Annotated in this window: 24 protein-coding genes; 3 read left to right on the forward strand and 21 right to left on the reverse strand. The window is 69.2% G+C overall.

Features of this window, described 5'->3' with window-relative positions:
* Positions 1–140 precede the first annotated feature (140 nt).
* The 8 genes from NS3_RS04830 to rpsB form a co-directional block, all read right to left on the reverse strand.
* Complete coding sequence (locus NS3_RS04830; protein ID WP_067854116.1) at positions 141–1,811, reverse strand: serine/threonine-protein kinase; 1,671 nt, start codon at positions 1,809–1,811, stop codon at positions 141–143.
* Positions 1,812–1,841: 30 nt separating this feature from the next.
* Positions 1,842–2,951 carry a dual-specificity RNA methyltransferase RlmN gene (gene rlmN / locus NS3_RS04835; RefSeq protein ID WP_067854119.1) on the reverse strand — a complete coding sequence of 370 codons (1,110 nt, stop codon included), beginning with the start codon at positions 2,949–2,951 and terminating at the stop codon, positions 1,842–1,844.
* A 56-nt stretch (positions 2,952–3,007) separates the two neighbouring features.
* Complete coding sequence (locus NS3_RS04840) at positions 3,008–3,310, reverse strand: LapA family protein (protein ID WP_084495044.1); 303 nt, start codon at positions 3,308–3,310, stop codon at positions 3,008–3,010.
* 126 nt (positions 3,311–3,436) lie between these two features.
* Positions 3,437–4,324, reverse strand: a complete 888-nt coding sequence (locus NS3_RS04845; protein WP_067854583.1) for a phosphatidate cytidylyltransferase — start codon at positions 4,322–4,324, stop codon at positions 3,437–3,439.
* A 108-nt stretch (positions 4,325–4,432) separates the two neighbouring features.
* Complete coding sequence (frr, locus tag NS3_RS04850) at positions 4,433–4,990, reverse strand: ribosome recycling factor (RefSeq protein WP_067854586.1); 558 nt, start codon at positions 4,988–4,990, stop codon at positions 4,433–4,435.
* A gap of 51 nt (positions 4,991–5,041) precedes the next feature.
* Positions 5,042–5,770 carry a UMP kinase gene (gene pyrH, locus NS3_RS04855; RefSeq protein WP_067854122.1) on the reverse strand — a complete coding sequence of 243 codons (729 nt, stop codon included), beginning with the start codon at positions 5,768–5,770 and terminating at the stop codon, positions 5,042–5,044.
* A 215-nt stretch (positions 5,771–5,985) separates the two neighbouring features.
* The gene (tsf, locus tag NS3_RS04860) at positions 5,986–6,813 is read right to left on the reverse strand and encodes a translation elongation factor Ts (protein WP_067854125.1); all 828 of its coding nucleotides are present in this window, start codon (positions 6,811–6,813) and stop codon (positions 5,986–5,988) included.
* A 120-nt stretch (positions 6,814–6,933) separates the two neighbouring features.
* Complete coding sequence (rpsB, locus tag NS3_RS04865) at positions 6,934–7,815, reverse strand: 30S ribosomal protein S2 (RefSeq protein ID WP_067854127.1); 882 nt, start codon at positions 7,813–7,815, stop codon at positions 6,934–6,936.
* Between the two features lie 717 nt (positions 7,816–8,532).
* On the opposite strand from rpsB, the gene NS3_RS04875 reads away from it, so the two are divergent.
* A complete protein-coding gene (locus NS3_RS04875) occupies positions 8,533–9,117 on the forward strand; it encodes a murein hydrolase activator EnvC family protein (protein WP_084495045.1) in 585 nt (194 codons plus the stop codon).
* A 168-nt stretch (positions 9,118–9,285) separates the two neighbouring features.
* The gene (locus tag NS3_RS04880; RefSeq protein ID WP_067854133.1) at positions 9,286–10,008 is read left to right on the forward strand and encodes a GAF and ANTAR domain-containing protein; all 723 of its coding nucleotides are present in this window, start codon (positions 9,286–9,288) and stop codon (positions 10,006–10,008) included.
* 60 nt (positions 10,009–10,068) lie between these two features.
* Here the strand turns inward: NS3_RS04880 and NS3_RS04885 are convergent, their stop codons facing one another.
* The 4 genes from NS3_RS04885 to dprA form a co-directional block, all read right to left on the reverse strand.
* Entirely contained in the window at positions 10,069–11,994 is a 1,926-nt protein-coding gene (locus NS3_RS04885; RefSeq protein WP_067854136.1) for an alkyl/aryl-sulfatase, read from the reverse strand.
* 254 nt (positions 11,995–12,248) lie between these two features.
* Entirely contained in the window at positions 12,249–12,977 is a 729-nt protein-coding gene (locus NS3_RS04890; protein ID WP_067854140.1) for an acetoacetate decarboxylase family protein, read from the reverse strand.
* Positions 12,978–13,062: 85 nt separating this feature from the next.
* A complete protein-coding gene (locus tag NS3_RS04895) occupies positions 13,063–13,986 on the reverse strand; it encodes a tyrosine recombinase XerC (protein ID WP_067854143.1) in 924 nt (307 codons plus the stop codon).
* A 595-nt stretch (positions 13,987–14,581) separates the two neighbouring features.
* The gene (gene dprA / locus NS3_RS04900) at positions 14,582–15,775 is read right to left on the reverse strand and encodes a DNA-processing protein DprA (protein ID WP_067854593.1); all 1,194 of its coding nucleotides are present in this window, start codon (positions 15,773–15,775) and stop codon (positions 14,582–14,584) included.
* A gap of 228 nt (positions 15,776–16,003) precedes the next feature.
* On the opposite strand from dprA, the gene NS3_RS04905 reads away from it, so the two are divergent.
* The gene (locus NS3_RS04905; protein ID WP_067854146.1) at positions 16,004–16,279 is read left to right on the forward strand and encodes a hypothetical protein; all 276 of its coding nucleotides are present in this window, start codon (positions 16,004–16,006) and stop codon (positions 16,277–16,279) included.
* Positions 16,280–16,377: 98 nt separating this feature from the next.
* On the opposite strand, the gene NS3_RS04910 is transcribed toward NS3_RS04905, so the two are convergent.
* The 9 genes from NS3_RS04910 to NS3_RS04950 all read right to left on the reverse strand — a co-directional run bounded on the left by NS3_RS04910 (position 16,378) and on the right by NS3_RS04950 (position 26,118).
* Positions 16,378–17,886 carry a YifB family Mg chelatase-like AAA ATPase gene (locus NS3_RS04910; protein ID WP_067854149.1) on the reverse strand — a complete coding sequence of 503 codons (1,509 nt, stop codon included), beginning with the start codon at positions 17,884–17,886 and terminating at the stop codon, positions 16,378–16,380.
* Complete coding sequence (locus tag NS3_RS04915; protein WP_373865276.1) at positions 17,886–18,242, reverse strand: YraN family protein; 357 nt, start codon at positions 18,240–18,242, stop codon at positions 17,886–17,888. The genes NS3_RS04910 and NS3_RS04915 overlap by 1 nt, the downstream gene beginning before the upstream one ends.
* 99 nt (positions 18,243–18,341) lie before the next feature.
* Positions 18,342–18,647, reverse strand: a complete 306-nt coding sequence (locus NS3_RS04920) for a DUF2469 domain-containing protein (RefSeq protein ID WP_011210678.1) — start codon at positions 18,645–18,647, stop codon at positions 18,342–18,344.
* A 46-nt stretch (positions 18,648–18,693) separates the two neighbouring features.
* Positions 18,694–19,422: a ribonuclease HII gene (locus tag NS3_RS04925; RefSeq protein ID WP_157101187.1), complete on the reverse strand. Its 729-nt coding sequence runs from the start codon at positions 19,420–19,422 to the stop codon at positions 18,694–18,696.
* Between the two features lie 51 nt (positions 19,423–19,473).
* On the reverse strand, positions 19,474–20,256 hold the full coding sequence (lepB, locus tag NS3_RS04930) for a signal peptidase I (RefSeq protein ID WP_067854159.1): 783 nt from the start codon (positions 20,254–20,256) through the stop codon (positions 19,474–19,476).
* An 83-nt stretch (positions 20,257–20,339) separates the two neighbouring features.
* Positions 20,340–20,681 carry a 50S ribosomal protein L19 gene (rplS, locus tag NS3_RS04935; protein WP_011210681.1) on the reverse strand — a complete coding sequence of 114 codons (342 nt, stop codon included), beginning with the start codon at positions 20,679–20,681 and terminating at the stop codon, positions 20,340–20,342.
* Between the two features lie 210 nt (positions 20,682–20,891).
* Positions 20,892–21,839, reverse strand: a complete 948-nt coding sequence (locus NS3_RS04940; RefSeq protein WP_245649466.1) for a hypothetical protein — start codon at positions 21,837–21,839, stop codon at positions 20,892–20,894.
* 43 nt (positions 21,840–21,882) lie between these two features.
* Positions 21,883–24,303: a Tex family protein gene (locus tag NS3_RS04945; protein WP_084495070.1), complete on the reverse strand. Its 2,421-nt coding sequence runs from the start codon at positions 24,301–24,303 to the stop codon at positions 21,883–21,885.
* A gap of 150 nt (positions 24,304–24,453) precedes the next feature.
* The gene (locus NS3_RS04950) at positions 24,454–26,118 is read right to left on the reverse strand and encodes an AMP-binding protein (protein WP_067854605.1); all 1,665 of its coding nucleotides are present in this window, start codon (positions 26,116–26,118) and stop codon (positions 24,454–24,456) included.
* Between the last annotated feature and the right edge of the window lie 14 nt (positions 26,119–26,132).

Here is a 26,132-nt window from a genome sequence, read left to right on the forward strand (position 1 = left end):
CGGCGCCGCGCGCCGTTGGACCGGGCGTGGACCCTGCCTGGCTCGGCTAGCGAGTGGTCGGCCTGCCGAGCGTGCGCCGGCGATGGTCGCCGACGGACAGTGGGAGGTCGTGACGGTACGCGCCGTCGGCAGACCTTCCCCTACAGCGGAGCGCTGCGCACCGCGGCGACCAACTCCTCCAATTCGCTTTCACCGCCTGTGCGGTCGAAGACCAGAACCCATCGCTCCCGGCCGCGGTCGCTGAACGTCGAGACCACGATTGCCGATTCCGAACCGACCCGGTCCTCCGCGACGAACTTCCGGTCGGTGCGGGAGCCGACGGTGTCCGAACCGTGGTCCTCGCCGCGCGTGGCGAGCGCGGCCGCCGCACGCCCGGCCTCGGCCGCGCTCGGGTAGCTGTAGAAGGTGTAGGACATCGGACCGTCGAACCCGCCGACGCAATGCACCTTCGCCTGCCAGGGATCGAACACCGACTCGTAGCCCTCCGACTCGAGGAAGTCGTACCACCGGGAATAGGGAAAGCACGTCGCGCCCTGATAGCCGTCGCCTGATTCCGTCCCCGCGGGCAGCATCCCGGGAAACGCGGTGCGCATCGCCGCCAGATCCTCATCGCCCCGGGAGCGCCCGGTGGCCGCCCGCACGGCGTCGCTGTTCCAGGCCAGCACCGCCACTCCCGCGACCAGCAACAGAACCAGCCCGATGATCGCCGTCGCGATCTTCGCGCCCGAACCCTTGCGCCGTGCGGCCGGGGCTCGATTCGGCGGCGGATAGGCGGGTCTCGGGGTCGCCGGCCCCGCGACCCACCCCGGTCGCTGCTGTCCGTGCGGCCGGTACGGCGCCACCGGCGGCCGTGCCACGTGCTGGGCGGGGGCACGCGGGGTCACGGCAGGCGCGGGGACCTGGTTCACGAAGGATTGCGCCGGAGCCTGGGGCGTGGCGGGTGCGCTCATCGGCGCACGCTGCACCTGGGCGAGATGCGGTGCCGAGAGCCCCATCGCCTGCCGGACCGCGGTCGCGAACTCGACGCAGGAGTCGAACCGCTCGTCGATGCGCTTGGACAACGCCCGGTTCAGCACAGCGTCCAGCGCCGGCGGCATGCCGGGACGCACCGTGCTCAACAACGGCGGTCGCTCGCGCAGATGACCGTGGATCACCGCCACCGGCTGGGTGGCGGCGAAGGGAACCCGCCCGGTCAGCAACCAGAACAGCGTGCACGCCAGCGCGTACTGGTCTGTCCGGTGGTCCATGTATCCACCGGTGAGTTGCTCCGGGGAGGCGTAGGCCAGCGTCGCGGTCACCGTCCCGGTCTTGGTCAGGTGGGTGGTGTCCTCCTGCGGGCGGGCGATACCGAAATCGGTGAGGAACACTCGCTCCTGGCCCGCCGCCCGCGACAGCATGATGTTGGCGGGCTTGACGTCACGGTGCAGCACACCCATCCGGTGCGCGTAGTCCAGGGCGGTGGCTGTCTCGGCGACGATCTGCGCGGCGCGCTGCGGCGGCAGCGTCTGCGGGTCCAGCGACGAACCGTCCACACCGTCGACATACTGCATGGAGATCCACAACTGCTCGCCCTCGACACCACGGTCGTAGACCGACACGATGTTCGGATGGTCGAGCTGGGCGACCAGATTTCCTTCCCGCTCGAACCGCGCGCGCAGTTCGGGATCGGCGAAGGCTTCCCGGTTGAGCAGCTTCAGTGCCGTGCGCCGAGGCAGGCGGGGATGACGGGCCAGATACACCGCGCCCATCCCGCCTCTGCCGAGCAGCTTCTCCACGGTGTAGCCGGCGAAGACGGCACCCGGTTGCAGCACTGGTCCCCCGAATCATCGCGATCGCGTCGTTCAGTTCTCCGCCGCCAGCTGACCACAGGCAGCGGCGATCTCCTGACCCCTGGTGTCACGGACGGTACACGGCACGCCCTGGGCATTCACCCGGCGGACGAACTCCTGCTCGACCGGCTTCGGACTGGCATCCCACTGGCTACCCGGCGTCGGATTCAGCGGGATCACGTTCACGTGCACCCGCGACCCGAGCGCCTTGTGCAGTTTCGCGCCGAGCATGTCCGCTCGCCACGGCTGATCGTTGATGTCGCGGATGAGCGCGTACTCCACCGAGACCCGGCGACCGGTCTTGTCGGCGTAGTACCGTGCCGCCTCGAGCACCTCGGCGACCGGCCAGCGATTGTTCACCGGCACCAGGGTGTCGCGCAGTTCGTCGTCGGGGGTGTGCAGGGAGACCGCCAGCGTGACCGAGAGCCCCTCGTCGGCGAGCTTGCGAATGGCCGGCGCCAGGCCGACCGTGGAGACCACCACATTGCGTTGGGAGATGCCGAGCCCGTCGGGTGCGGGCGAGGTGATCCGGCGGACCGCCGCCACCACACGCTTGTAGTTGGCCAGCGGCTCGCCCATGCCCATGAACACGATGTTCGACAGCCGCCCGGCGCCGCCTGCCACCTCGCCGTCGCGCAAGGCCGCGGCCGCCGCGCGCACCTGGTCGACGATCTCGGCGGTGGACAGGTTGCGATCGAGCCCGCCCTGACCGGTCGCGCAGAACGGGCAGGCCATACCGCAACCGGCCTGGCTGGAGATGCACAGGGTGTTGCGGTCGGAGTAGCGCATCAGCACGCTCTCCAGCAGGGTGCCGTCACCAGCGCGCCAGAGCGTCTTACGGGTACTGCCGTCGTCGCAGGTCACATGCTTGACCACGCTCAACAGCGGCGGGAACAGCGCCTCGCCGACCTTCTCGCGCACCGGGGCGGGCAGATCGGTCATCTGCGCCGGATCGGCCTGCAGGCGGCCGTAGTACTGGCGGGCGATCTGGTCGGCCCGGAACTTTGGCAGTCCCAGTTCCTCCACCGCCGCTCGCCTGCCGTCCGCGTCGAGGTCGGCGAGGTGGCGCGGCGGCATACCACGGCGTGGAGCATCGAAAACGAGGGGCAGGGAGACGGCCATAATTTCTCCAGTGTCCCATCCGCTCGCAATGCCCGCCGACCCAGGTCAGGGGTCGCTCAATGTTTGGCCACCCGGCGCAACTGCATGATGCGCACCCCGCCCACCAGCGCCATCACCAGCGCGCCGCCGATCACCGACAGCAGCACCGCGACGCCGAGCGGCAGGTTGAACTCCCAGAAGAACAGGCTCACCTCGACCGAGGTCAGGTTCTGCAGGATGAACACCAGCAGCAGGATCAGGATGAGCGCGCCGGCGATCAGGCTCATCCAGGCGTAGCCGGTCCTGGACCTGAGGGACTTCGACTCGCCCGGCACCTCGGGTGCGACGGTGGGCGGCTCGAATTCGTCGTTCGCAGACATGGCTAGATCATGGCCGATGGCTATCGGCCATGACGGAAAATCGGAAACACGGCGCGCCGATCGGCCCGATCGGCGCACCTGACACTTCGTGTGGTGCGCCTCGCCGGCGTGTCTCGTCCGACGTGCCTAGACGAGCGTGCTCAGCACCAGCCAGGAGACGAACGCCGAGGGCAGCATGGAGTCCAGCCGGTCCATGATGCCGCCGTGGCCGGGCAGCAGCGTGCCCATGTCCTTGATGCCGAGCTCGCGTTTGATCTGCGATTCGATCAAATCTCCGACGGTGGCCACCACCACCAGGCCGACGCCGAGCACGACGCCGATCATCGAGTTGGCCTCCAGCAGCAGAGTGACCGTGAGCAGACCGCCGATCACGCTGAACACCAGTGAACCGCCGAAACCCTCCCAGGACTTCTTCGGGCTGATCGAGGGCACCATGGGATGCTTGCCGAACAGCACGCCCGCCACGTAGCCACCGACGTCGGAGCAGACCACCAGGATCATGAAGGTCAGCACCCGCAGGTTGCCGTCCTCCTCGAGCAGCAGCAGCGTGGCGAACGAGGCGAGCAGCGGCACCCAGGCCAGGGTGAACACGGTGATGGCGGTATCGCGCAGGAAGTTGCGCGGCGCGGTGCGCATACCGTGGTCGAACAGGCGCCACACCATGCAGGTCAGCGCGGTGAACGCGAACGCGGCGAGCACGCCCTCGGCGCCGAACGGCCAACCGAGCCAGAACACCGCCTGCCCACCCAGGATCAGCGGGATGCGCGGCACCAGCACATCGGCCTCGCGCAGCCGCTTGGCCACCTCCCAGGTCGCCACCCCGATACCGGTCGCGGCGAACGGGATGAACACCAGTGGCGCGAACAGCAGAATCGCGATGAGGGAGAGCCCGAGCCCGAAGCCGACGGCCAGCGCGGCGGGCAGGTTGCGTCCCGCCTTGGACGGGACCGGAACCGGCGCCCCCGCCGCAGCCCCGTGCGCGTGGATCGTTTCAGGTGTGCCGTAGGCCGGCATCGGCTCGTCGGCCGCACCCTCGGCGGCGGCTTTCTCGGCCACGATTGTCCCGTCGCTCACTCGTGTGTTCCGTTTCGTCCCCCGCCCGGGCGGGCCCTCGAGTCTTCCTCAGACCTCGAGAAGTTCGGCTTCCTTGTGCTTGACCAGTTCGTCGATCTGACCGACGTACTTCGCGGTGGTCTTGTCGAGCTCTTTCTCCGCGCGACCGACCTCGTCCTCACCGGCTTCGCCATCCTTCTGGATCCGCCCGAGCTCTTCCATCGCTTTGCGGCGGACATTGCGGATGGCGACCTTCGCGTCCTCGCCCTTGCCCTTTGCCTGCTTGACCATGTCGCGGCGGCGTTCCTCGGTGAGCTGCGGGATGCTGATCCGCAGGATGTCACCGTTGTTCGTCGGGTTCACGCCCAGATCCGAATTGCGGATCGCGGTTTCGATCGGGCCCAGCTGACCGGCTTCGTAGGGCTTGATCACCACCATCCGCGGCTCGGGCACGGTGATGCTGGACATCTGGGTGATGGGCGTGGGCGAACCGTAGTAGTCCACGACGACCCGGGAGAACATACCCGGATTCGCGCGACCGGTCCGGATGGTCCCGAGATCGTCCTTCGCCACCGAGACGGCCTTCTCCATCTTCTCCTCGGCGTCGAAGAGCGCTTCTTCTATCACGACCATTTCCTCCACAGCGTCGTCATCGTCATGATCCGCGGGGCCGCGGACTCAGGAACGAACCAATGTGCCGATCTTCTCACCGGCGACCGCACGGGCGATATTGCCCTTGACCAACAGATTGAACACCAGGATGGGCATCTGATTGTCCATACAGAGACTGAACGCCGTCGCATCGGCGACTTTGAGACCACGCTCGATCACTTCCTTGTGGGTGATCTCGCTGAACATGGTCGCGGTCTCGACGACCCTGGGGTCGGCGTCGAACACGCCGTCGACCGCCTTGGCCATCAGTACCACGTCCGCGCCGATCTCGAGGGCACGCTGAGCCGCCGTGGTATCGGTGGAGAAGTACGGCATCCCCATGCCTGCGCCGAAGATGACCACGCGCCCCTTCTCCAGGTGGCGCTTGGCACGCAGCGGCAGATACGGCTCGGCGACCTGGCCCATCGTGATGGCGGTCTGCACGCGGGTATCGACCCCCTGCTTCTGCAGAAAGTCCTGCAGCGCAAGGCTGTTCATCACGGTGCCGAGCATGCCCATGTAGTCCGAGCGGGCCCGCTCCATGCCGCGCTCCTCGAGTTCGGCGCCACGGAAGAAGTTGCCGCCGCCGATCACCACCGCCACCTGAGCACCGCCCGCGACGACCTCGGCGATCTGCTCGGCGACAGTCTCCACGACGTCCGGATCGAGTCCGACCTTTCCGCCGCCGAACATCTCACCACCCAGTTTGAGCAGTACCCGGCGGTATCCAGGACGCGCGGTACCCGGGTCGGTCATCGATGTATCTCTCCTTCGGCGATCGGGTCTGCTCACCGTGGGTGAGCCATCGGTCGGCGGGGTTCCGGCAGAGCTTGGAACCGCCCGGCAAAGCCATCTCATCCTGCCTTACGCCGACCCGGTCGAATCCGCAGACCCCCGGGAAAGGCGCCGAGACAGCGAACGGCCCCCCACGCGAGTGTGCTACTCGCGCGGGGGGCCGTCTCGTGGTCAGGTCAGGCCTGGCCGACCTCGAAGCGGGCGAAGCGGGTGATGGTGGCACCGGCCTCCTCCAGCTGCTGCTTCACGGTCTTCTTGCTGTCGGTGACCGACGACTGCTCCAGCAGGACGACGTCCTTGAAGAAGCCGTTGACGCGGCCCTCGGTGATCTTCGGCAGCGCGGCTTCGGGCTTGCCCTCTTCGCGCGCGGTCTGCTCGGCGATGCGACGCTCGTTCTCCACGATGTCGGCCGGAACCTCGTCGCGGCTGACGTACTTGGCCTTGAGCGCGGCGACCTGCATCGCGGCGGCACGCGCGGCCTCGGCCGCGGCGTCGCTCTCGCCCTGGAACTCGACCAGCACGCCGACGGCAGGCGGCAGGTCCGAGGCACGCTTGTGCAGGTAAGTGGCGACCGGGCCGTCCAGCGAGATCACCCGGCGCAGCTCGAGCTTCTCGCCGATCTTGGCGGCCAGCTCCTGCAGGGCGGAATCGGCGGTGCGACCGTCGCCCAGATCAAGCGCCTTGAGGGCGTCCAGATCGGCGGGCTTGGCGGCGGCGGCCGCGGTGACGATCTGGTCGGCGAGCGCCTGGAACTCGGCGTTCTTGGCGACGAAGTCGGTCTCGGAGTTGATCTCGACCATCACGCCTTCTTTGGCCGCGACCAGGCCCTCGGCGGTGGTGCGCTCAGCGCGCTTGCCCACGTCCTTGGCGCCCTTGATGCGCAGCAGCTCGACGGCCTTGTCGAAGTCACCGTCGGTCTCGGCCAGCGCGTTCTTGCAATCCATCATGCCGGAGCCGGTCAGCTCGCGGAGTCGCTTCACATCGGCAGCGGTGTAGTTCGCCATCGGTGGCGAGCCTCCTCGTTTGTCAGGTTCGAGAATGTCTGGGTCGGGTGGGAAAACCACCTTGCCGACCGCTCCTGAACGCAGAAGGGTCGGCAAGGTGAACTATCGGCGCCGTACGGCTCAGAAGTCGGCCGGGGTCTGCGCGGCCGGGGCCTCTTCGGCCGGAGCGGCGGCGTCGGCCTCGGCAGCCTCGGCCGGAGCGGCTTCGGCAGCGGTCTCGGTGGCCGGGCTCGCCTGGGCCAGCAGCTCCTGCTCCCACTCGGCCAGCGGCTCACCCGCGCCCGCTTCGGGCTTGGCGTCACCGGAGGCCAGACCCGCACGAGCCTGCACGCCCTCGGCCACCGCGGAGGCGACGACCTTGGTCAGCAGAGCGGCGGAACGGATGGCGTCGTCGTTACCCGGGATCGGGTAGTCGACCAGGTCGGGATCGCAGTTGGTGTCCAGGATCGCGATGACCGGGATGTTCAGCTTGCGCGCCTCGCCGACGGCGATGTGCTCCTTGTTGGTGTCGACGACCCAGATGGCCGAGGGCACCTTCTGCATGTCGCGGATACCGCCGAGGGTGCGCTCCAGCTTGGTCATCTCACGCGTGAGCATGAGGATTTCCTTCTTGGTGCGACCTTCGAAGCCACCGGTCTGCTCCATCGCCTCGAGCTCCTTGAGGCGCTGCAGACGCTTGTGCACGGTGGAGAAGTTGGTGAGCATGCCGCCCAGCCAGCGCTGGTTCACGTAGGGCATGCCGACGCGGGTGGCCTCGGCCGCGATGGACTCCTGAGCCTGCTTCTTGGTGCCGACGAAAAGGACCGTGCCGCCGTGGGCGACGGTCTCCTTGACGAACTCGTAGGCCTTGTCGATGTAGGTCAGCGTCTGCTGCAGGTCGATGATGTAGATGCCGTTGCGGTCGGTGAAGATGAACCGCTTCATCTTCGGGTTCCAGCGCCGGGTCTGGTGTCCGAAGTGCGCGCCGCTGTCGAGCAGCTGCTTCATTGTTACGACAGCCATGGCTCTCGTATCTCTCTTTCGTTGCCGGTTGCCGCAGGCGGTCGGTGACCGTCTGCCCTGGCGCCGCCGAATCACCGTCAACCCGCTCGAGAATCCGATCGGGACCAGCCGGCGATACCCTGCCCGCGGGCGTCACGCGAAACGAGGACACAGTGTGTGGGCTCGGATTCACGAACGACGCCGGTGACGAACAAGCACGGGTGGCGCGCGAAGTCGGTTCATGCCGAGCACGAACCGCTCGACCAGTCTACGATCCTGGTGGCCTCTGGAACGAATCGGGTCTGTCCACAGGCTCGGAGTTGTCCACAATCGGTCGTTCGGGCATTCCGCGCCCGCCCGGCCGGCGGCAGGCTCGACGACATGTCACGACTGTCTTTCACGATCTCGTTGCCGGTGCCACTGCTGTTCGCATCATCACTGATGGCGGCCTACTTCGCCGCCCCGGCGAGCGCGGTCCGGCCCAGCCCGGGCGTCGAGGTCCCGCGTCCGGCTGTCACCGTATCGGGGGCCTCGATACCCGGCGCGCTCCCGATACGCCTGATTCCTTGGCCGGACACTTCGGGCGGCGTTCCGGCGCCGATCGAAGGGGCCGAGGTCATCGAGTCCTCGACCGAGCCGCCCGGGCATCCCCTTCGCGGGCTGCTACGCAGGGCGCCGCTACCGACCGGGTCGGCGACGGCCGTCTCCGGAGGCGCCGCTGTGGCGCCCGGGTGACCGATGGACCGGCATCGCGCATCCGTGGCCGTCGTCCGATCGCGAATCTGCGTGCTCGTCGTTGTGCTGCTGGTCGCGGTGGCGGCGTTCGCGGGCGGGGCCGGCGCCTTCGCCGCGCCGACCGGGGAGTTCGACTGGCCGCTGCGCCCGCGCCCCGCTGTCGAACGGCGCTTCGACAAGCCCGAACAGGACTGGCTGCCCGGGCACCGCGGCGTCGATCTCGCGGGAACGTCGGGTCAGGCGGTGCTGGCGGCCGGGGAGGGCATCGTCGTGTTCGCCGGAACGGTGGCGGGCAGACCGCTGGTCTCGGTCGACCACGAAGGCGGGCTTCGCACCACCTACGAACCCGTCGAGGCAACGGTGTCCGTCGGCGACCGTGTCGGCCGCGGCGCTGTTCTGGGCACCCTCGACGCCGGTCATGCGGGCTGTGCCGCTGCGGCGTGCCTGCATTGGGGGTTGCGCCGGGAGTCCGGGCACCGCGGCCGTCCGGAGTATCTCGATCCGCTCGGCGCGCTCCGCCTCGCCCCCCTGCGCCTCCTCCCGCTCGAGGACGGGGAGAGCCGCAACAGGTCATCGGCGGGCAGATGAGTGCCCGGCATTCGTCCGTCGCCTCGACTCATCCCCCGATGCGACGATCAGGACACAGGCTCCAGCGACACAGGCTCCAGCTCCGACCGGCGCCACATCCCCGACACCAGCCACCAGCCCCGACACACCGACAGGCCCCGACACCGCCGACCAGCTCAGGAGAACGACATGGGAGCGTCCGCGCCGCTGCTGGAAGTGCTCGTGCGATCCGTCGACACCCTCATCGGCGATTTCGATGTCGTGGAACTCGCGCAGCAACTGGTCGACTCCTGCGTCGCACTCACCGGCGGGACCGATGCCGGCCTGTTCGTCGGCAATCATCTCGGCGAGCTGCGCATGCTCGCCGCCACCGACGAGCGGGCCCGCGCTCTGGTCGAGGCGCTCGACGGTCCCGCTCGGCACACCTACTCCACCGGCGCACCCGCTGTGATCGACGACATCGCCGCAGCGGGGCTCGTCTGGCCGGACTTCGCCACCCACGCGGGCAACCGGGGTTACCGCTCCGCCTACGCGCTGCCGTTGCGCCTGCGCAGCGACACCCTCGGCGCTCTCGCCGTCCTCGGCGACGGCCCGAAGACCCTCAACCGCGCGCAACTACGTGTAGGCCAGACTCTCGCCGACATCGCCGCCATCGGGGTCGCCCAGCATGTCCTGCGCCCCCGCGTCGAACCGATTCAGGACCGCTTGCCGGTCGCTCTCAACGACAGGGCCACCGTCGAACACGCCAAAGCCGTTCTCGCCGAGCACGGCGGCCTCGACCACGCCGAGGCCTTCGCGTGCTTACGCGCCCACGCGTTGCGGACCGGACGCCGACTCGCCGAACTCGCCGGCGGCATCGTCTCCGGCAGCATCGACGCGGGCACCGTCCTCACGGTCCCGGCCCGTGGCTGAGCGTTTCCGCGTCGGGCGTCCGTGGCGGTGTCTGTCCTCGAACCGCGGTCCCCGAAGCCGCTAGGGGGTGACGATCGCGAAGTTCGGGTCGGGGGTGTCGAGGACTGCGACCAGTGAGGCGAGTTTGGTGGGATCGCCGTCGATGGCGATCTCACCCGCGCCGACCACGACGCCGAAGTCCTCCCCCGCCAGCAAGACCCGCACCAGGGCCGCACGGGAGAGGGTGAAGGTCGCGTCCGCGTCGGGCAGCGCGCGGTCAGCGGGGCGCTCGTAGTGGGTGAGCACGCCGTTGCGTAGTTCGACCCGATGGATACGGTCGGTGTCGATGATCTGCCAGTCGGTGACCAAGTGCTGGTCCCAGGCCTTCGGGCCGTCCACCCGGAGCGCGACCGAGTCGAGAATCTGTTCGACGGACATGGTGATCGGCGCGACCGGGGAGCCGGCGGCAGTCGGGGTGCCGAAGATGCCGTAGCGCAGTTCGTAGGCGCCGCTGAGATAGATATTGCGCCGGGTGGCTTCCGCAGAGCCGTAGGCGAGTTGCTCGAAGGCGCTCGCCTGCAGGTGTCTGGCCTCCTCGTCGGCCGGGTCGGCGAAGACCACGTAACCGGCGACCTGGGCCACCCAGCGGTAGTCACCGGCTTCGTAGGACTCGCGTGCCTTGCGCAGCACCTCCTCGGCGCCACCCATGAACTCGACGTGCCTGCGCGCCGCCTCGACCGGCGGGTGTTCCCACAGGTGCGCCGGGTTGCCGTCGAACCAGCCGAGGTAGTGCTGGTGGATCGCCTTGACGTGATGACCGAACGCAGCGGAACCGCCGCGCCCAGGGCCGAGGTGCTCGAGGGCGGGCGGTAGTTCGAGCCGTTCGGCGATCTCCGCGCCGACGTATCCGAGATCGAGCAGCCGCACGGTCTGGTCGTGCAGATATCCGTAGAGATCCCGATACAGAGAAAGCGTTTCCGCGACGCGGTCGGCTCCCCAGATCGGCCCGAGATGGGCAGCCAGGAGCACGTCCGAGGAGGTGGCGAACCGGTTGATCGTCTCGGTGAGCCGACGCGCCCGCTCCTTCGGGGCATCGCTGTGTGCGCCGGATGGAGGAAGATCCGTCAGCGGGTGATCGAGGCTTTCGGCCAGATACAACACCCGGTGTCCAGGCAAGTGGATGTTCATCGCGGCGGGCCCGCCGGCACCGGAGACGATCTGGAATACCAACGGCACGCCGTCGAGTACCTCTCGGTGCCCGGTGGTCGCGATCTCGACGGTCGGCGGAAGCAGACCTACGGTGCCCAGCGAAGTGGTCTGGCCGAGCCCGGCTCCGACGCTGCCGAGCGGTCCACGGGGCAGCACCACGCCGTACCCGTAGGCGGCTCGGCGGGCGGCGGCAGTGCCCGCGTATCCGCTCACCGCGGGCGCATGGGTCCGGAAACCGATGGGCGCGAGCACCGGGCAACGGCCCGCGAGCACCTCGTCCTCGGTGACGACGCCCGGCCCGCCACCGAAGTGATCGATCCGCGAGTGCGTGTAGATCAGCCCGGTGACCGGGCGATCACCACGGTGTTCACGGTAGAGCGCGAGCGCCGCGGCGGCGGTCTCCACCGACATCAGCGCATCGATCACCACCACACCGCAGTGCCCTTCGACCAGCGTCATATTGGACAGGTCGAGACCGCGCACCTGGTAGATCCCCTCGGCGACCCGGAACAGTCCCTGCCGACCGGTGAGCCCGGCGTGCCGCCACAACATCGGATGCACCGACGGCGGACACGGTTCCCGCACGAAGCTGTAGGAGTCGCTGTCCCACACGACGGTCCCATCGGCCGTGGTGACCACACCGGGCTCGCGGGCCGCGACGAATCCACGGTCGGCGTCCGCCTCGTCGCGGTGATCGAGGTCGCCGGGGCAGTGCTCGTGGAACGCGGCCGCGGCGGAGGAGGCCGCGCGCCGATTGGCCGCGACGACCGCCGGGCTCGGATCGACCGCTGCGCTCATATCCATCGGTGACCTCCTGGCAACCATGACGGCCTGCGGTGCCGCGTCCCGCTGGCGAGGCCGTTCGCGGCCACGCCAGGGCGCCGGATGACTGCGCCTATCCCATCGGAAGCGGCTGAAAGCTAACTCTCCGCAACGCCAGGCTAGCGGCGGGCGGTGTCGTCGTCCACGAGCCGCGCTGGCTCGATGTCGCGGCTGCGACCCGGTATCTCACGAACGAGTCATGCCACGAAAATCGCCCCGAATCGCTGAACTCAGACGACTACCGCATCCCCGAAGACCATCGCCAGATTCTCCACCGACGAGGTCGAGATCGCGCGACGAGGCAGGCCGAGCGAGGCCAGTTCACCCGCCCACGGGTGATCACCGAGAACCAGATCCGCGCCGCCGAGCCGCGCGCGCATGCCGGTCGGAGCCATCTCCCATCGAGTGCACCTGGTGACGCCCTCGATGTGGGAGTAGGCATCGAACGAGGCGCCCGCGCTGCGGCGCGTCGGCGTCGGCAGGCCCGGCCGCACCGTGAGGTCGACCACCAGGGAATCGTTCTGACGGAGGCTGCCGTGCCGGATTCCCCGGTGGGTGACCTCGAACTCCGCGAGTTCCTTCGGGAAACCCCATATCCCGCGCCCGGCAGCGAGAGTGAACTCCCCGTCCACCGGCAGTCGGTGGATGAACACTCCGGCGGATCCCCCGAGCAGCGAGCGCAGGTCGGTGACCGCCGACCCCGCCTGCGCGGTGTGATGACCGACCATGAACGACACACCGAACTCGTGGTACGGCCCGAGATCGCCGTCCACGTACTGCACGAACACCAGCGTGCACAACGCGCGTCCGCCGGGCAGTCGCAGCACCCGCAGCCCGGAGTAGTCGATCAGCCGCTGCGCCTCGGTCGCGGGCACGAGATAGGTCGCCATGAAAGCGTGCGCCGCCCGGATGCGTACCGGCATCGTGATCCGCGTGCCGAGTACCTCGTGGGCACCCATCGCTCCGGCTGCACCGTGTCCAGCATCCGCCGCCATGCGCCATCCTCCCGAAACTGAAACCTGTTCCAACAAACAGTAGCGCCGGTTATGCGCGTGGGTGGGCCTGATCGTGCACCTTCTTCAAACGCTCGATGGAGACGTGCGTGTAGAGCTGGGTGGTCGCCAGGCTGCTGTGACCGAGCAGCTCCTGCACGACCCTCAGGTCGGCGCCACCTTCCAGCAGGTGGGTGGCCGCGCTGTGGCGCAATCCGTGCGGTCCGAGGTCGGGCGCACCGGGAATCGCGGCGACCACGTCGTGCACGACCGCCCGCGCCTGCCGTGGGTCCAGCCGCCGCCCGCGCCGACCGATCAGCAGAGCCCGACCCGACTCCGCCGTCGCGAATGCCGGCCGACCGCGCCGCAACCACTGTTCGACCGCCAGGTCCGCGGGCACACCGAACGGGGCGGAGCGTTCCCTACCACCCTTACCGAGTACCCGGACCAGCCGCCTTTCCCGGTCGACATCGTCGATGTCCAGGCCACACAATTCGCCCACCCGGATACCGGTGGCGTAGAGCATCTCGACGATCAACCGGTCGCGCAACGCCATCGGATCCTCCTGCCGAGCACCGGATTCCGCGGCGCCCATGACCGCCACCGCCTGCTGTCTGCCCAACACGGCAGGCAATGTCCGATGCGCCTTCGGCGAGGCGAGACGCAGCCCCGGATCGTTGTCCAGGCGCCCGGTCCTGGCCAGCCACGCGGTGAACGTCCGCGCCGAGGACGCCCGCCGCGCCAGCGTCGTCCGTGCCGCGCCATCGGCCGACAGCTCGGCAAGCCACGACCGCAACAAGGTCAGATCCAGCTCCCCGATCGCCGAATCCGCCGACCGCGCGTACAGATGCCCGAGCAGTGCCCGCGCGTCACCCACATAAGCCCGGACCGTGTGCTCCGACCGATTCCGGCCGAGCCGCAGATGCCGCGCGAACTCCTCCAGCAATGCGGACAGGTCCTCCGGCAAATCGTTCATGCCCCCACCGTCGCCCGCTCCGCCCCCTCCCGCAAGTCCCCGCGCCGCCCCGACACCGGCCCGCCCACTGCCGCAACCGCCCGACCGACGACGCCGGGCTGCATGCTCCAGCGTCGCTCTCCCGCTCGCCCCGCCTGTTGCCGCGAGTCGCCGCGCCGCTCCGTCACCCGGCCGCCCCCACCGGCGAGTTCCCGAGCCGCTGGGTTGCCCGACCGTCGATCTGCCCGCAGCACTCCCGATCACCCCACCAGCGAGTTCTCGCGCCGCCGGCTGCTCGACCGCCGATCCGCCCGCAGCACTCCCGATCACCCCACCGGAGCGGGAACACTCGCACACGCGGATCTACCGAACGATGTCGTGCGCGGCCCGGTCTGCGCGCCGTCCGAGTCGCCGTACATGCCTCCACCGTCCGGAGATCGGTGCGGCGTCCGAGCGGTTGCCCGCCGTCACCTGTTCCCAGCAGACGCGGTCCGCACGCCCGGTGACGGCCTCACCTCGACAGCGACCACGGCCGGCGACAGTCCGCACGCCCACCGCGCCGCACGGAGGCGACCGATCCGCCCGCCGCCGTGGCGGAGCCCGACGAAATCGGTTGTCACGACCTGGCAGATCTACGCCATCCGGTGTCCTCGGTGATGGCGAGACCTGCCAGTTCGAGAACGACGAGCACCGCGCGCACCGCCGAGATCGCGAGATCGGTGCGGACAGCGAGTTCGGCGGGTGAGCAGCCGCCAGAGGTGGGCAGTGCGGTGTACACCGTCGCTTCGTCGCCGATGAGCTGGTCTGCGACGACTGTCGCGGCAACGGTTGCGCTCGCCGCCGGAACAGTCGTTGCGGGGGCAGGCAAGCGCAAGGGGCCCGCTTCGGTGATCACCTCCTCGACGCGGGTGACGAGTTGCGCTTCTCCCTCCCGGATCATCTGGTGGCAGCCCGCGGACGCGGCGGAGGAGACCGGGCCGGGCACGGCGAGCGCGGGGCGACCGAGCCTGCGGGCCCACTTGACGGTGTTGCGGGCGCCGCTGCGCATCCCCGCTTCCACGACGAGCACGCCGTCGGCCAGCGCGGCGACCAGGCGGTTGCGGGCGAGGAAGCAGTGTTTGCGGGCGACGGCGCCCGGCGGGTACTCGCTGACCACCAGACCTGTCTCCGCGATCTCGGAGAGCAGCCGGTCGTGCTGGGCCGGATACGGGCGATCCACCCCGCAGGCGAGCACCGCGATGGTGGTACCGCCGACAGCCAGTGCCACCCGATGCGCCATCGCGTCGATGCCGAAGGCGGCGCCCGAGACCACGGTCCATCCCCGCGCGGCCAGGCCGCCGACGATCTCGCCGGTCACGTGATCGCCGTAGCCGGTGCTGCACCGCGCTCCCACCACCGCGAGCGCGCGTTCACTGGCGTCCAGCAACGACCGCGGGCCACGAACCCACAAGGCCAGCGGAACCGCGCTGTCCGGGTCCCGCCCCACCGCCAGTTGCCCCAACCCCAACATCCGCCACGCGGGCCACTCCGCGTCGTCAGGCGTCACGATCCTGCCACCGAGCCGCCGGACGAGATCGAGATCGGCGTCGGCCCGGTCGATATCGCGCCGCGCCCGGACCGCACCGCCGAACGCGTCCGGCAGCTCCCGCTCGCGTACTGCCCGCGCGGCCTCCAGCACACCCACCGACGCGATCAACGCCGACAGCGGCGCACAGGGGCCCTGCACGACGCGTGACAGATATGCCCAGGCCAGCCGCCGCCGCTCGTCGTCGGAGCGCGCCCCGGCATCATGAACCGTATTACGCCGCATATCTTTTCGATGGCGGTCATCGGCCGCGACGACGGCCCCTTCTCCCACCGCGTTGCTCGACGCGAGTTCCGCCGCACAACCCACCGAAGATCCGCCGGTGGCTGTGCCGGGATCGGCATCGGGGTGGCCGGGCTCGACGTCTCCCTGCGCCGCCGAGCCGCGGCCGTATCCCGCTCCCCCACCGGTGACCTCGTTCGCGTCCACCGGCGCCGGAAAACCGGAAACCTCTTGCCCTGGAATCGAATCCCCGACCGCACTCGAACCGTCGACAGCGTCCGCGCCACCGACCACGCCGGAAACACCTACAGCATCTGCATCACCGACAGCATTCGCATCACCACCGGCGGTCGGTCCACCGACCGCACTCGATTCACGAACGACGCTCGGGTCGTCGACAACTCCAGTACCCTCGACTGCGGCCTGGGCGCCCGGCGCGACCTCGATGTCGCTGGGTTCGTGAACTACGCGGCCGTTGCGCACCACGCTCGTTCGACGTGCCGGTGATTCTCCGGGCACATCGGAGATTACCTCGGGCACAGCCGCTCTCGTTTCGATTTCGCCGACATCCGCCGGGATGCCCGGCGTGTCCTTCCCCGGTCGTGTCATTGCGCGCTCCGGCGACGAAAGTTCAACGCCAGCATCACGTCCCGCGCCGACGGCAGCGCGCCGCCGCGCAGATCGCTGATCGTCCAGGCGACGCGGATCGCGCGATCGGCGCCGCGTGCGGAGAGCCTGCCCATCCGGACGGCCGCTTCCAACGGGGCGATGGTGTCCGGTGGCAACGGAAACCTGCGCCGCAGAATATGCCCGGGCACCTCGGCGTTGACGCGCCAGCCGTCGGCGCGCCAGCGCTCGGCGGCGGTCGCTCTGGCCAGGGCGACCCGTTCGCGCACGGCGGCACTGCTCTCGGCCGCCTCGGAGGTCAGCACCGGGCCGGTGTGACCGTGCATCCGCACCCACAGGTCGATGCGATCCATCAGCGGTCCGGACAGTTTGCCCAGATAGCGGCGTCGCGCCAGCGGCGGGCAGACACAATCGATGTCGCGTGCGGGTGCGCACGGGCACGGATTGGCCGCCAGCACCAGCTGGAACCGCGCCGGATAGCGCGCCACCCCGTCGCGCCGGGCGATGCGCACCTCCCCCTCCTCCAGGGGTGTGCGCATGGCTTCGAGCACCTTGGTGCCGACCTCGGCGCACTCGTCGAGGAACAACACACCGCGATGGGCGCGACTGACCGCACCGGGCCGCGCCGTGCCCGATCCGCCCCCGATCATGGCAGTGACCGAGGTGGAGTGGTGCGGTGCGACGAAGGGCGGCGCCGTCACCAATGGATGCTCGCCGGACAGGGCACCCGCCATGGAGTGGATGGCGGTCACCTCCAGCGACTCGACGTCGGTGAGCGGCGGCAGCAGACCGGGAAGCCGTTGGGCCAGCATGGTTTTGCCGATGCCGGGTGGCCCGGTGAGCAGCAAGTGGTGACCGCCCGCGGCGGCGACCTCCAGTGCCCAGCGGGCTTCCTCCTGCCCCACCACGTCGCTCAGATCGCCGGGCGGGACGGTCATGTCCGGCATCAGTCCCTCGGGTTCGGCGAGTGCGCCCTCCCCGCGCAGCCAGGCCACGAATTCGCGCAGGCTGCCCACGCCGAGCACCTCGATGCCCCGCACCAGCCCGGCTTCGGACAGCGCTTCGCGCGGCACCACCACGGTCGCGTAGCCCGCGCTGCGTGCCGTCATCACCGCGGGCAGGATGCCGCGCACCCGGCGCACCCGCCCGTCGAGGGCGAGTTCGCCCAGCAGCACGGTCTTCGCGAGCTTGGTCGCCGGGACCGCGTCGGCGGCGTCCAGGACCGAGGCGGCCAGGGCGAGGTCGTAGACGCTGCCCAGTTTCGGCAGCGTGGCCGGGCTGAGCGCGAGGATGACCCGGCCGTCGGGCCACTTCTCCCCCGAATTCGCGACCGCCGCGCGCACCCTGTCCCTGGACTCGGAGAGCGCGGTGTCGGGCAGGCCGACCAGATGCACCGAGGGCAGTCCCTGACCGATGTCGGCCTCGATCTCGACCAGCTGCCCGTCCACGCCGGCGACCGCGACCGAATGAGCTCGCCCGAGCGCCATCAGAAGACCGCCTCGAGATGGTCGATGATCGGCCGGTGCCCCGGCGTCATCAACACCGACACCACATCGAAGCGGATGTTCCGCCACGGGCCATCCTGCTCGGCCAGCCAGAGCAGGGCGAGCCGACGGATACGCTGCTGTTTGCTGAACGTGACAGCTTCGGCGGGCGTGCCGTAGGCCAACCCGCGGCGGGTCTTCACCTCGACGAAAACGGTGGTCACCGCGTCTCGCGCGATCAGATCCAGCTCGCCGTATCGGCACCGCCAGTTCCGCGCGACGATCTCCAGGCCCGCGTCCTGCAGGAACCGAGCCGCCAGTTCTTCCCCTCGTGCGCCGAGCGCCTGTTTGTCTCCCACGCGGCCCATCGTGGCCGCGTCCGGCGCCGGCGCCCGGAACGCGACCTGGGCTTCCACACCGCCCTGTGGACTACCGGGCGGCTGTGCACAACTACCCGGCTACTCGGGAAGCCGCAGGTCCGGCTTCTCCAGCTCCTCGATGTTGACGTCCTTGAACGTGATCACCCGGACATGCTTGACGAAGCGCGCGGGGCGGTACATGTCCCAGACCCAGGCGTCGCTCATCCGCACTTCGAAGTACACCTCGCCGTCGGCGTTCTGCGGACGCAGCTCGACGGAATTGGCCAGGTAGAAGCGACGCTCGGTCTCCACCACGTACGAGAACTGACCGACGATGTCCTTGTACTCGCGATACAGCGAGAGCTCCATCTCGGTTTCGTACTTCTCGAGGTCCTCGGCACTCATCGGGTGGGACGTCCTCCTTCTCGGCGCACTGCGTCGTATTCCGACATCATCCCGCATGCGCCGATTCGGCAGCCACCCGGCTGTCCTCCTCGGCACCGTCGGCGAGCACCCGACCCGCGTGGTCGACCGCGGCGGCGGGCCGCGGCGATCCCGATTCGTCGCGCACATTGCGCCAGGATCGGCGGTGCTCGGGACAGGGACCGAGCCGCTTCAACGCCGCGATGTGCTCGGATGTGTTGTAGCCCTTGTGGGCCGCGAAACCATACCCCGGATGGCGGCGGTCCAGTTCGACCATGATCCGGTCCCGGGTGACCTTGGCGAGAATACTGGCGGCCGCGATGCAGGCCGCGGTCGCGTCACCGCCGATCACCGGCAGGGAGGGCACCGCGAGCCCGGGTACCCGGAAACCGTCGGTGAGGACATAGCCCGGCCGCTGTCCCAGGCCCGCCACCGCGCGCCGCATGCCCTCGATATTGGCCACGTGGATGCCGATCGCGTCGACCTCCCAGGCCGGGATCACCACGACCTCGTAGGCCAACGCCAGCCTGGTGATCACCGGGAACAGCTGCTCACGCGTCGCCTCGGTGAGCTTCTTGGAGTCGTCGAGATCGGCCAGCCGGTCGTAGGCCTTGGGCGCGAGCAGACAGGAGGCGACCACCAGCGGTCCGGCGCACGGTCCGCGCCCCGCCTCGTCCACCCCGGCCACCGGACCGAGCCCACCGCGGATCAGCGCCGCTTCCAGCGTGCGCAAACCTCCCGCCTTGCGCATCACCATGCGCGGCGGCCACCCCGTTCGTCGTGTCACTCTTCGATCCTCCCCCGCCGATCAGTTCGCCTGCGGGTCCTCGGATCGGATCGGTCCGATCCGGCCGGGCGGCCAGATCTTGAACACCGCTTTGCCGCGCACATTGTCGATCGGCACGGTGCCCTGCCATTCGTCGCCGACGTGGGCGCGCGAGTCCGCGGACTGGTTGCGGTTGTCGCCCATCACCCACAGATGGCCTTCGGGCACGACGACCGGGCCGAAGACACGACCGGAGGGATAAGAGGCGTTCTGCTGGCCGGGAAGCCAGCGGAAATCGTTCTCCACGTACGGCTCGACCAGCGCCTTGCCGTCGACCATCACCCGGCCCTCGGCGTCGCAGCACTGGACGGTCTGACCACCGACCGCGATCACCCGCTTGACCAGGTCGTTCTCGTCCGGCGGGACGAGACCGAAGTAGGACATGAAGTTCTGCAGCCCACGCACCACCGCGTTGTCCGAGCGGATCGACTGGTAGCGGGTGTTCCATGATTCCGGACCGACGAAGACCACCAGATCGCCCGGCTTCGGGTCGCTGCTGTAGTAGCTGATCTTCTGCACGTAGATGCGATCGCCGATCTGCAGCGTCTCCTCCATCGACTGCGAGGGGATCACATACGGACGGCCGACGAAGGTGACCATCAACGCCGCGATCACCGCGGCGATCACGATGAGGACCGGTAGTTCCTGCCAGAAGGGCCGTTGCTGCTTGGCTTTTCGCTTCGCGTTGCGGCGGCCACGGCGCCTGCCGCCCGCGCCTTCATCGTCCGAATCGGACACTCGCACCGATCCACTTTCGTCTGCCACGCCGAACAGACTAGCCCGGCACCGGAACGTACGTCCGATGCCGGGCCAGTCGAAGATCAGATGTGCCCGTCGAGGGCGAGCGCTCAGCGCTTCTCCTTGATCTTGGCAGCCTTGCCGCGCAGGTCGCGCAGGTAGTACAGCTTCGCGCGGCGGACATCACCGCGGGTCACGACGTCGATGTGATCGATGTTGGGGCTGTGCACCGGGAAGGTGCGCTCGACACCGACACCGAAGGACACCTTGCGCACGGTGAAGGTCTCGCGGATGCCACCGCCCTGGCGGCGGATCACGACGCCCTTGAAGACCTGGATGCGCTCCTTCGAGCCTTCGATGACCTTCACGTGCACGTTCAGGGTGTCGCCGGGACGGAAGTCCGGGACATCGCTGCGCAGCGACTTTTCGTCGACGAAGTCAAGGGTGTTCATTTTCATCCTTCTGGAGTTCGCGCGAACAGAGGACCCTGGCGGCACACGTGTGCGCGACCGGTTCATGCTCCGAATTAGGGGATGCCCCCGGGGTCGGGAAAAGCGCCCAGGGCAACCCGAGCATTGTGCCAGATCGCGGGGGCGCGGAGAAAATCGGGTCTCTCCCTCAGGCACAGGGCACAGGGCACAGGGCTTCCCCTACCTCACTGCTCACGGTGGCGTCGTCGACTCGGCGCGCTCCCCTGCCCGCACACCGTCCCCGTTCCCGTCCTCGCCCGGCTCGGGGCGCCGCTCCGGGTCGGGACGGTCCGCGATCCAGGAGAAGTGATGCCGGTGCGGCGAGGGCGGAGCCGGCACCACGGTGCGGCTGAGCTCGGCCTCGGCGGCCGTCCGCACATGCTCGACGTCGGGCTTGCCCGCGACCATATCCTGCACGAAGATCTTCGCCCGGATGACCGGCCGACGGTAGCGACGTTCCCGCACGATCGCCCGCGCCATCAGCCGCCGCCGCTCGCCGTAGCGCCACCGGGCCCACGGCGCGCCCGGCCTGCTCAACCGCAGAGCGCCGACGAACAGCAGCGGCGGGAAGAACATGCCGAACAGGCCGGTCCAGATCTTGCCCTTGGCGATGACGATCGCGGCCATCGCCAGATTGGCCAGCGCGAATCCGACCGCGACCAGGTGTCCCCAGGTGCCCAACGAGTCACGGAAGTCGTTGATCTCGAGCAACGAGAGCGGATGGAAACCCAGCAACAACAGCCCGGTCACGGCCAACGCGACGAAGACCGCATCCACCGAGGTACGGCCCTGCTCTTCCCAATAGACATCGCGCAAGTAGTAGATGAGCGCGAACTCGTCGAGCACCAGCGCCGCGCCGACCCCGAACGCGGCGGCCAGCGCCGCGGCGACCGGGGTGCTCGCGTCGTCGAGGACCGCGACCATGCCGAGCCCGGAACCGAGCACCAGGACCACGCCGAACACCATGTGATGGATGTGCACGTCACCGGCGCGCAGGTTGCCCGGCCACCAGCGCACCTGCGCCCGGATCATCCGCACGCTGAGCCGGATGAACAGAAAGCCGAGTATGAACCCGAACAGGAAGCACAACAGCGGCAATCGGCCGGTCGCGATCACGTCCTCTTCGAGCCACCGTCGCATGACCGCCGATTCCTCCCCTCGTCGCCGGGTTCCCGGCTCGAGATCAGCTCCCGAAGCCGGCGCGGCGCAGAGCGTCTGCCATCGATCCGCTCGGCGCGGACGCGGGCCGCTTGCCCTGATTGCCCTTCTGCTGCCGCCCCTGACCATTCTGCCGTTGTCCGCCGCCCGCAGCTTGCGAACCGCCGCGACGAGCGCCGTCGCGATTGCCGCCGCGCTCGTTCTTGGTGGCGCCCGGCTCGTCGTCCAGGCGCAGCGACAACCCGATCCGCTGGCGTGCGACGTCGACCTCGAGCACCTTGACCTTGACGACGTCGCCGGACTTGACGACCTCGCGCGGATCTTTGACGAACGAGTGCGACATGGCCGAGACGTGTACCAGACCGTCCTGATGCACGCCGACATCGACGAACGCGCCGAAGGCGGCGACGTTGGTGACCACGCCTTCGAGCACCATGCCCGGCAGCAGGTCGGCGACCTTCTCGACTCCCGCGGCGAATTCGGCCGTCTTGAACTCCGGGCGCGGGTCACGTCCCGGCTTCTCGAGTTCGCTGATGATGTCGGTGACCGTCGGAACGCCGAACTTCTCGTCGGTGAAGTCCACGGGCCGCAGCGCGCGCAGGGCGCCGGTGTTGCCGATCAGTTCGCCCACGTCGCGACCGGTGGATTCGATGATGCGCCGCACCACCGGGTAGGCCTCGGGGTGCACCGCGGACGTGTCCAGCGGGTCGTCACCGCCGCGGATGCGCAGGAAGCCCGCGCACTGCTCGAATGCCTTGGGTCCCAGGCGCGGCACGTCGAGCAGCGCTGTCCGGGAACGGAACGGTCCGTTGCCGTCCCGGTGGGCGACGATGCTCTCGGCCACCGAGGTGGCGATGCCCGACACCCGCGACAACAGAGGCACCGAGGCGGTGTTGACGTCGACGCCGACGGCGTTCACCGCGTCCTCGACGACCGCGCCGAGCGAGCGGGCCAGCAGCGTCTCGGACACGTCGTGCTGGTACTGGCCGACACCGATGGACTTCGGGTCGATCTTGACCAGCTCGGCCAACGGGTCCTGCAGACGACGCGCGATGGAGACCGCACCGCGCAGCGAGACGTCGAGTTCGGGCAGTTCCTGGGAGGCGTAGGCCGAGGCCGAATACACCGAAGCGCCCGCCTCGGAAACCACGATCTTCGTCGGCTTCTTCGCGCCTTCGGTCGCGCCGATACGCGAGATGAGTTCGGTGGCCAGAGCGTCGGTCTCGCGCGAAGCGGTCCCGTTGCCGATGGCGATCAGCTCGACGTCGAAGCGCGCCACCAGCGCGCCGAGCACCGCCAGCGATTTCTCGGTCTGGCCCTGCGGTTTGTGCGGGTAGATCACTTCGGTGGCGACGACCTTGCCGGTGGCGTCGACGACGGCGACCTTCACACCGGTGCGGTAACCGGGGTCGAGGCCCATCGTGGTCCTCGTCCCCGCGGGGGCGGCGAGCAGCAGGTCGCGCAGGTTCGCGGCGAAGACGTCGACGGCGTCCTTCTCCGCGGCTTGACGCAGCCGCATCCTGGTGTCGATACCGAGGCTGACCTGCAGCTTGGTGCGCCACGCCCAGCGCACGGTGTCCAGCAGCCAGGAGTCGGCGGGGCGGCCGCGGTCGGCGATACCGAACTTCGCCGCGATGCGCCCCTCGTAGATGCTGCGCCGACCGGGCTCGAGTTCCTCGGTGTCCGGCTCGAGCTGCAGGCTCAGCACATCCTCCTTCTCCCCCCGGAACAGAGCGAGCACACGGTGGGAGGGCAGCGAACTGAACGCTTCGCTGAACTCGAAGTAGTCGGCGAACTTGGCGCCTGCCTCTTCCTTGCCCGGCCGCACCGAGGAGGTGAGCTGTCCGCGGTTCCACATCAGTTCACGCAGTTCGCCGACCAGATCGGCGTCCTCGGCGAATTTCTCGACCAGGATGGCGCGGGCGCCGTCGAGCTGCTCGGCGCTGTACTGTGCCGGATCCGTGGCGGGATCGCCCAGCAGCGCGTCGGCCACGGGTTCGTGGCCGGCTTCGCGGGCGATCTGGGCCTTGGTGCGTCGCTTGGGCTTGTAGGGCAGGTAGATGTCCTCGAGGCGGGCCTTGGTCTCGGCCAGCAGCAGGCTGCGGTGCAGCTCGTCGTCGAGTTTGCCCTGCGCGCGAATGGATTCGATGACGGCGGCGCGGCGCTCGTCGAGCTCGCGCAGATAGTGCAGGCGCTCGTCGAGCTGACGCAGCTGGGCGTCGTCGAGCCCGTCGGTCGCCTCTTTGCGGTACCGGGCGATGAACGGCACGGTCGAGCCGGCGTCGAGCAGTTCCACCGCCGCGCGGACCTGGCTCTCGCGCACGCCGAGTTCCTCGGCGAGGCGTCTGCCGACACTGGCCGGGGCCGCGAGCGTGGCCGTCGGTGCGGCGGCGGTCGTATCGGTGCTGTTCGTCTCTGAACCGGCGATCTCGGGCGCTGTCGTCACGAGCGGCAACACTAGCGGCTCACCCGTCGGCGATCTCGCTCCGCCTCGTGCGGGGTGTTTCCCGCCCGTGCGGGCCCCGGCCGCCAGCGTGGCCGGAACCCCCGGCCACGCTGGCGCGATCCGTCGTGCCCTCGCGGATCAGGTCCTGCCTCAGCGACCCTCGCGCTCGCGCAGAACGAAGCGCTGCACCTTGCCGCTGGGCGTCTTGGGCAGGCCGTCCACGAAATGCACCCGGCGCGGGTAGGCGTGCGCCGCGAACTTGGTCTTCACCAGCCGCTGCAATTCCTCGGCGAGGGCGGCGCTGCCGCTCGCCCCTGTGCGCAGCACTACGAACGCCTCGAGCACCTCGCCGCGCAATTCGTCGGGCAGGCCGACCACCGCCGCCTCGGCGACCTGCTCGTGCATGACGAGCACGCTCTCCACCTCGAAGGGGCCGATGCGGTAGCCGGCCATGATGATGACGTCGTCGTCGCGGGAGGAGAAGTGGTAGAAGCCGTCGGCGTCGCGCGAGCCCGCGTCACCGGTCAGGTACCACCGGCCGTCGGCGGTGAACCGCTGTGCGGTGCGTTCGGGCGCGTCGAGGTAGCCGGCGAACCACATCAGCTGACTGCGCTCGGCATCGATGGCCAGGCGGCCGACCACGCCGGGCCCGACCTCGACATCGGCGTCGTCGGCGAGCACTGAGCAGACCCAGCCGGGCAGCGGTCTGCCCATGGAGCCGATCGGCGCGACGGCGTCGAGTTGCTCGTGCCAGGCATTGCAGATCACCATGCCGTGCTCGGTTTGGCCGTAGTGGTCGCGCACCGGCACACCGAGGGCACGCGCCGACCAGGCCACCACGTCGGGGGTGAGCGGCTCACCGGCCGAGGAAGCGCGGCGCAGGGTGATCCCCTCGGGCGCTTCGGCGTCGCCGGAGCGCAGTGCCCGGTAGACCGTGGGCGCGGCGGCGAAGTTGGTGACGCCGAAGCTCTCCAGCACCCGCAGAGTCAGGGCAGGCGAGAACGGGGCGTGCAGCAACAGGCTGCGGGTGCCCGATGCCAGCGGCGCGAGAATCGCGTAGTACAAGCCGTAGGCCCAGCCGGGATCGGCGGCGTTCCAGAACACGTCGTCGGGACGGACGTCGAGCGCGAACTCCTGGTAAGCATGGAAGGATGCCAGCGCCCGCACCGGAATCGGCACTCCCTTCGGCGTACCGGTGGTGCCGCTGGTGAACAGCTGGACCAGCAGCCCGTCCCCGCCGACGGTGACCGCTTCCGCGCGTGGATCGTCGGCGGTGTAGTCCTCGAGCAGGTCCGCGAAGGCCCGCGGCTCGCGTACCGCCAGGCCCGGCGAGGGCTGCCCGGACACGATCAGCTGCCACGGCACCTGCGACGGGATGTCCTCGCCGGGCAGCAGCTTGGACGCCTGGTCGGCGTCGGAGATCACCACAGCGGTACGACTCGCCTCCAGTCGCATCGCGATGGCCGGCGGCGCGAACGCCGTGAACAACGGTACGTGCACCGCGCCGCGACGCCAGATGCCCAGCAGCGCGACCACCAGGTCCGCCGATTTGCCCATGAGGGTGGCCACCCGGTCACCGGGGCGGACGCCGAGCCCGGCCAGTGCCGCGGCGAATCGGGCGGAGCGCTCGCGCAGCATGCCGAAGGTGAGGTCGGTCGAGGACAGGTCGGATTCGATCACCGTGAAGGCGACGGCGTCGGCGGGATGCCGATCGCACAGCAATTCGGCAGCGCAGGCCCCGGGCCCGTCGTAGGTCCTCAGCAACTCGCGCACGCGCGAGTCCACGTCCACCAGCGTGTTCACGTCGATGGCCATTTCGGTCTCCTTCT

The organism is Nocardia shimofusensis NBRC 100134 (assembly GCF_001613125.1).
In the GTDB taxonomy this organism is placed as follows: domain Bacteria; phylum Actinomycetota; class Actinomycetes; order Mycobacteriales; family Mycobacteriaceae; genus Nocardia; species Nocardia shimofusensis.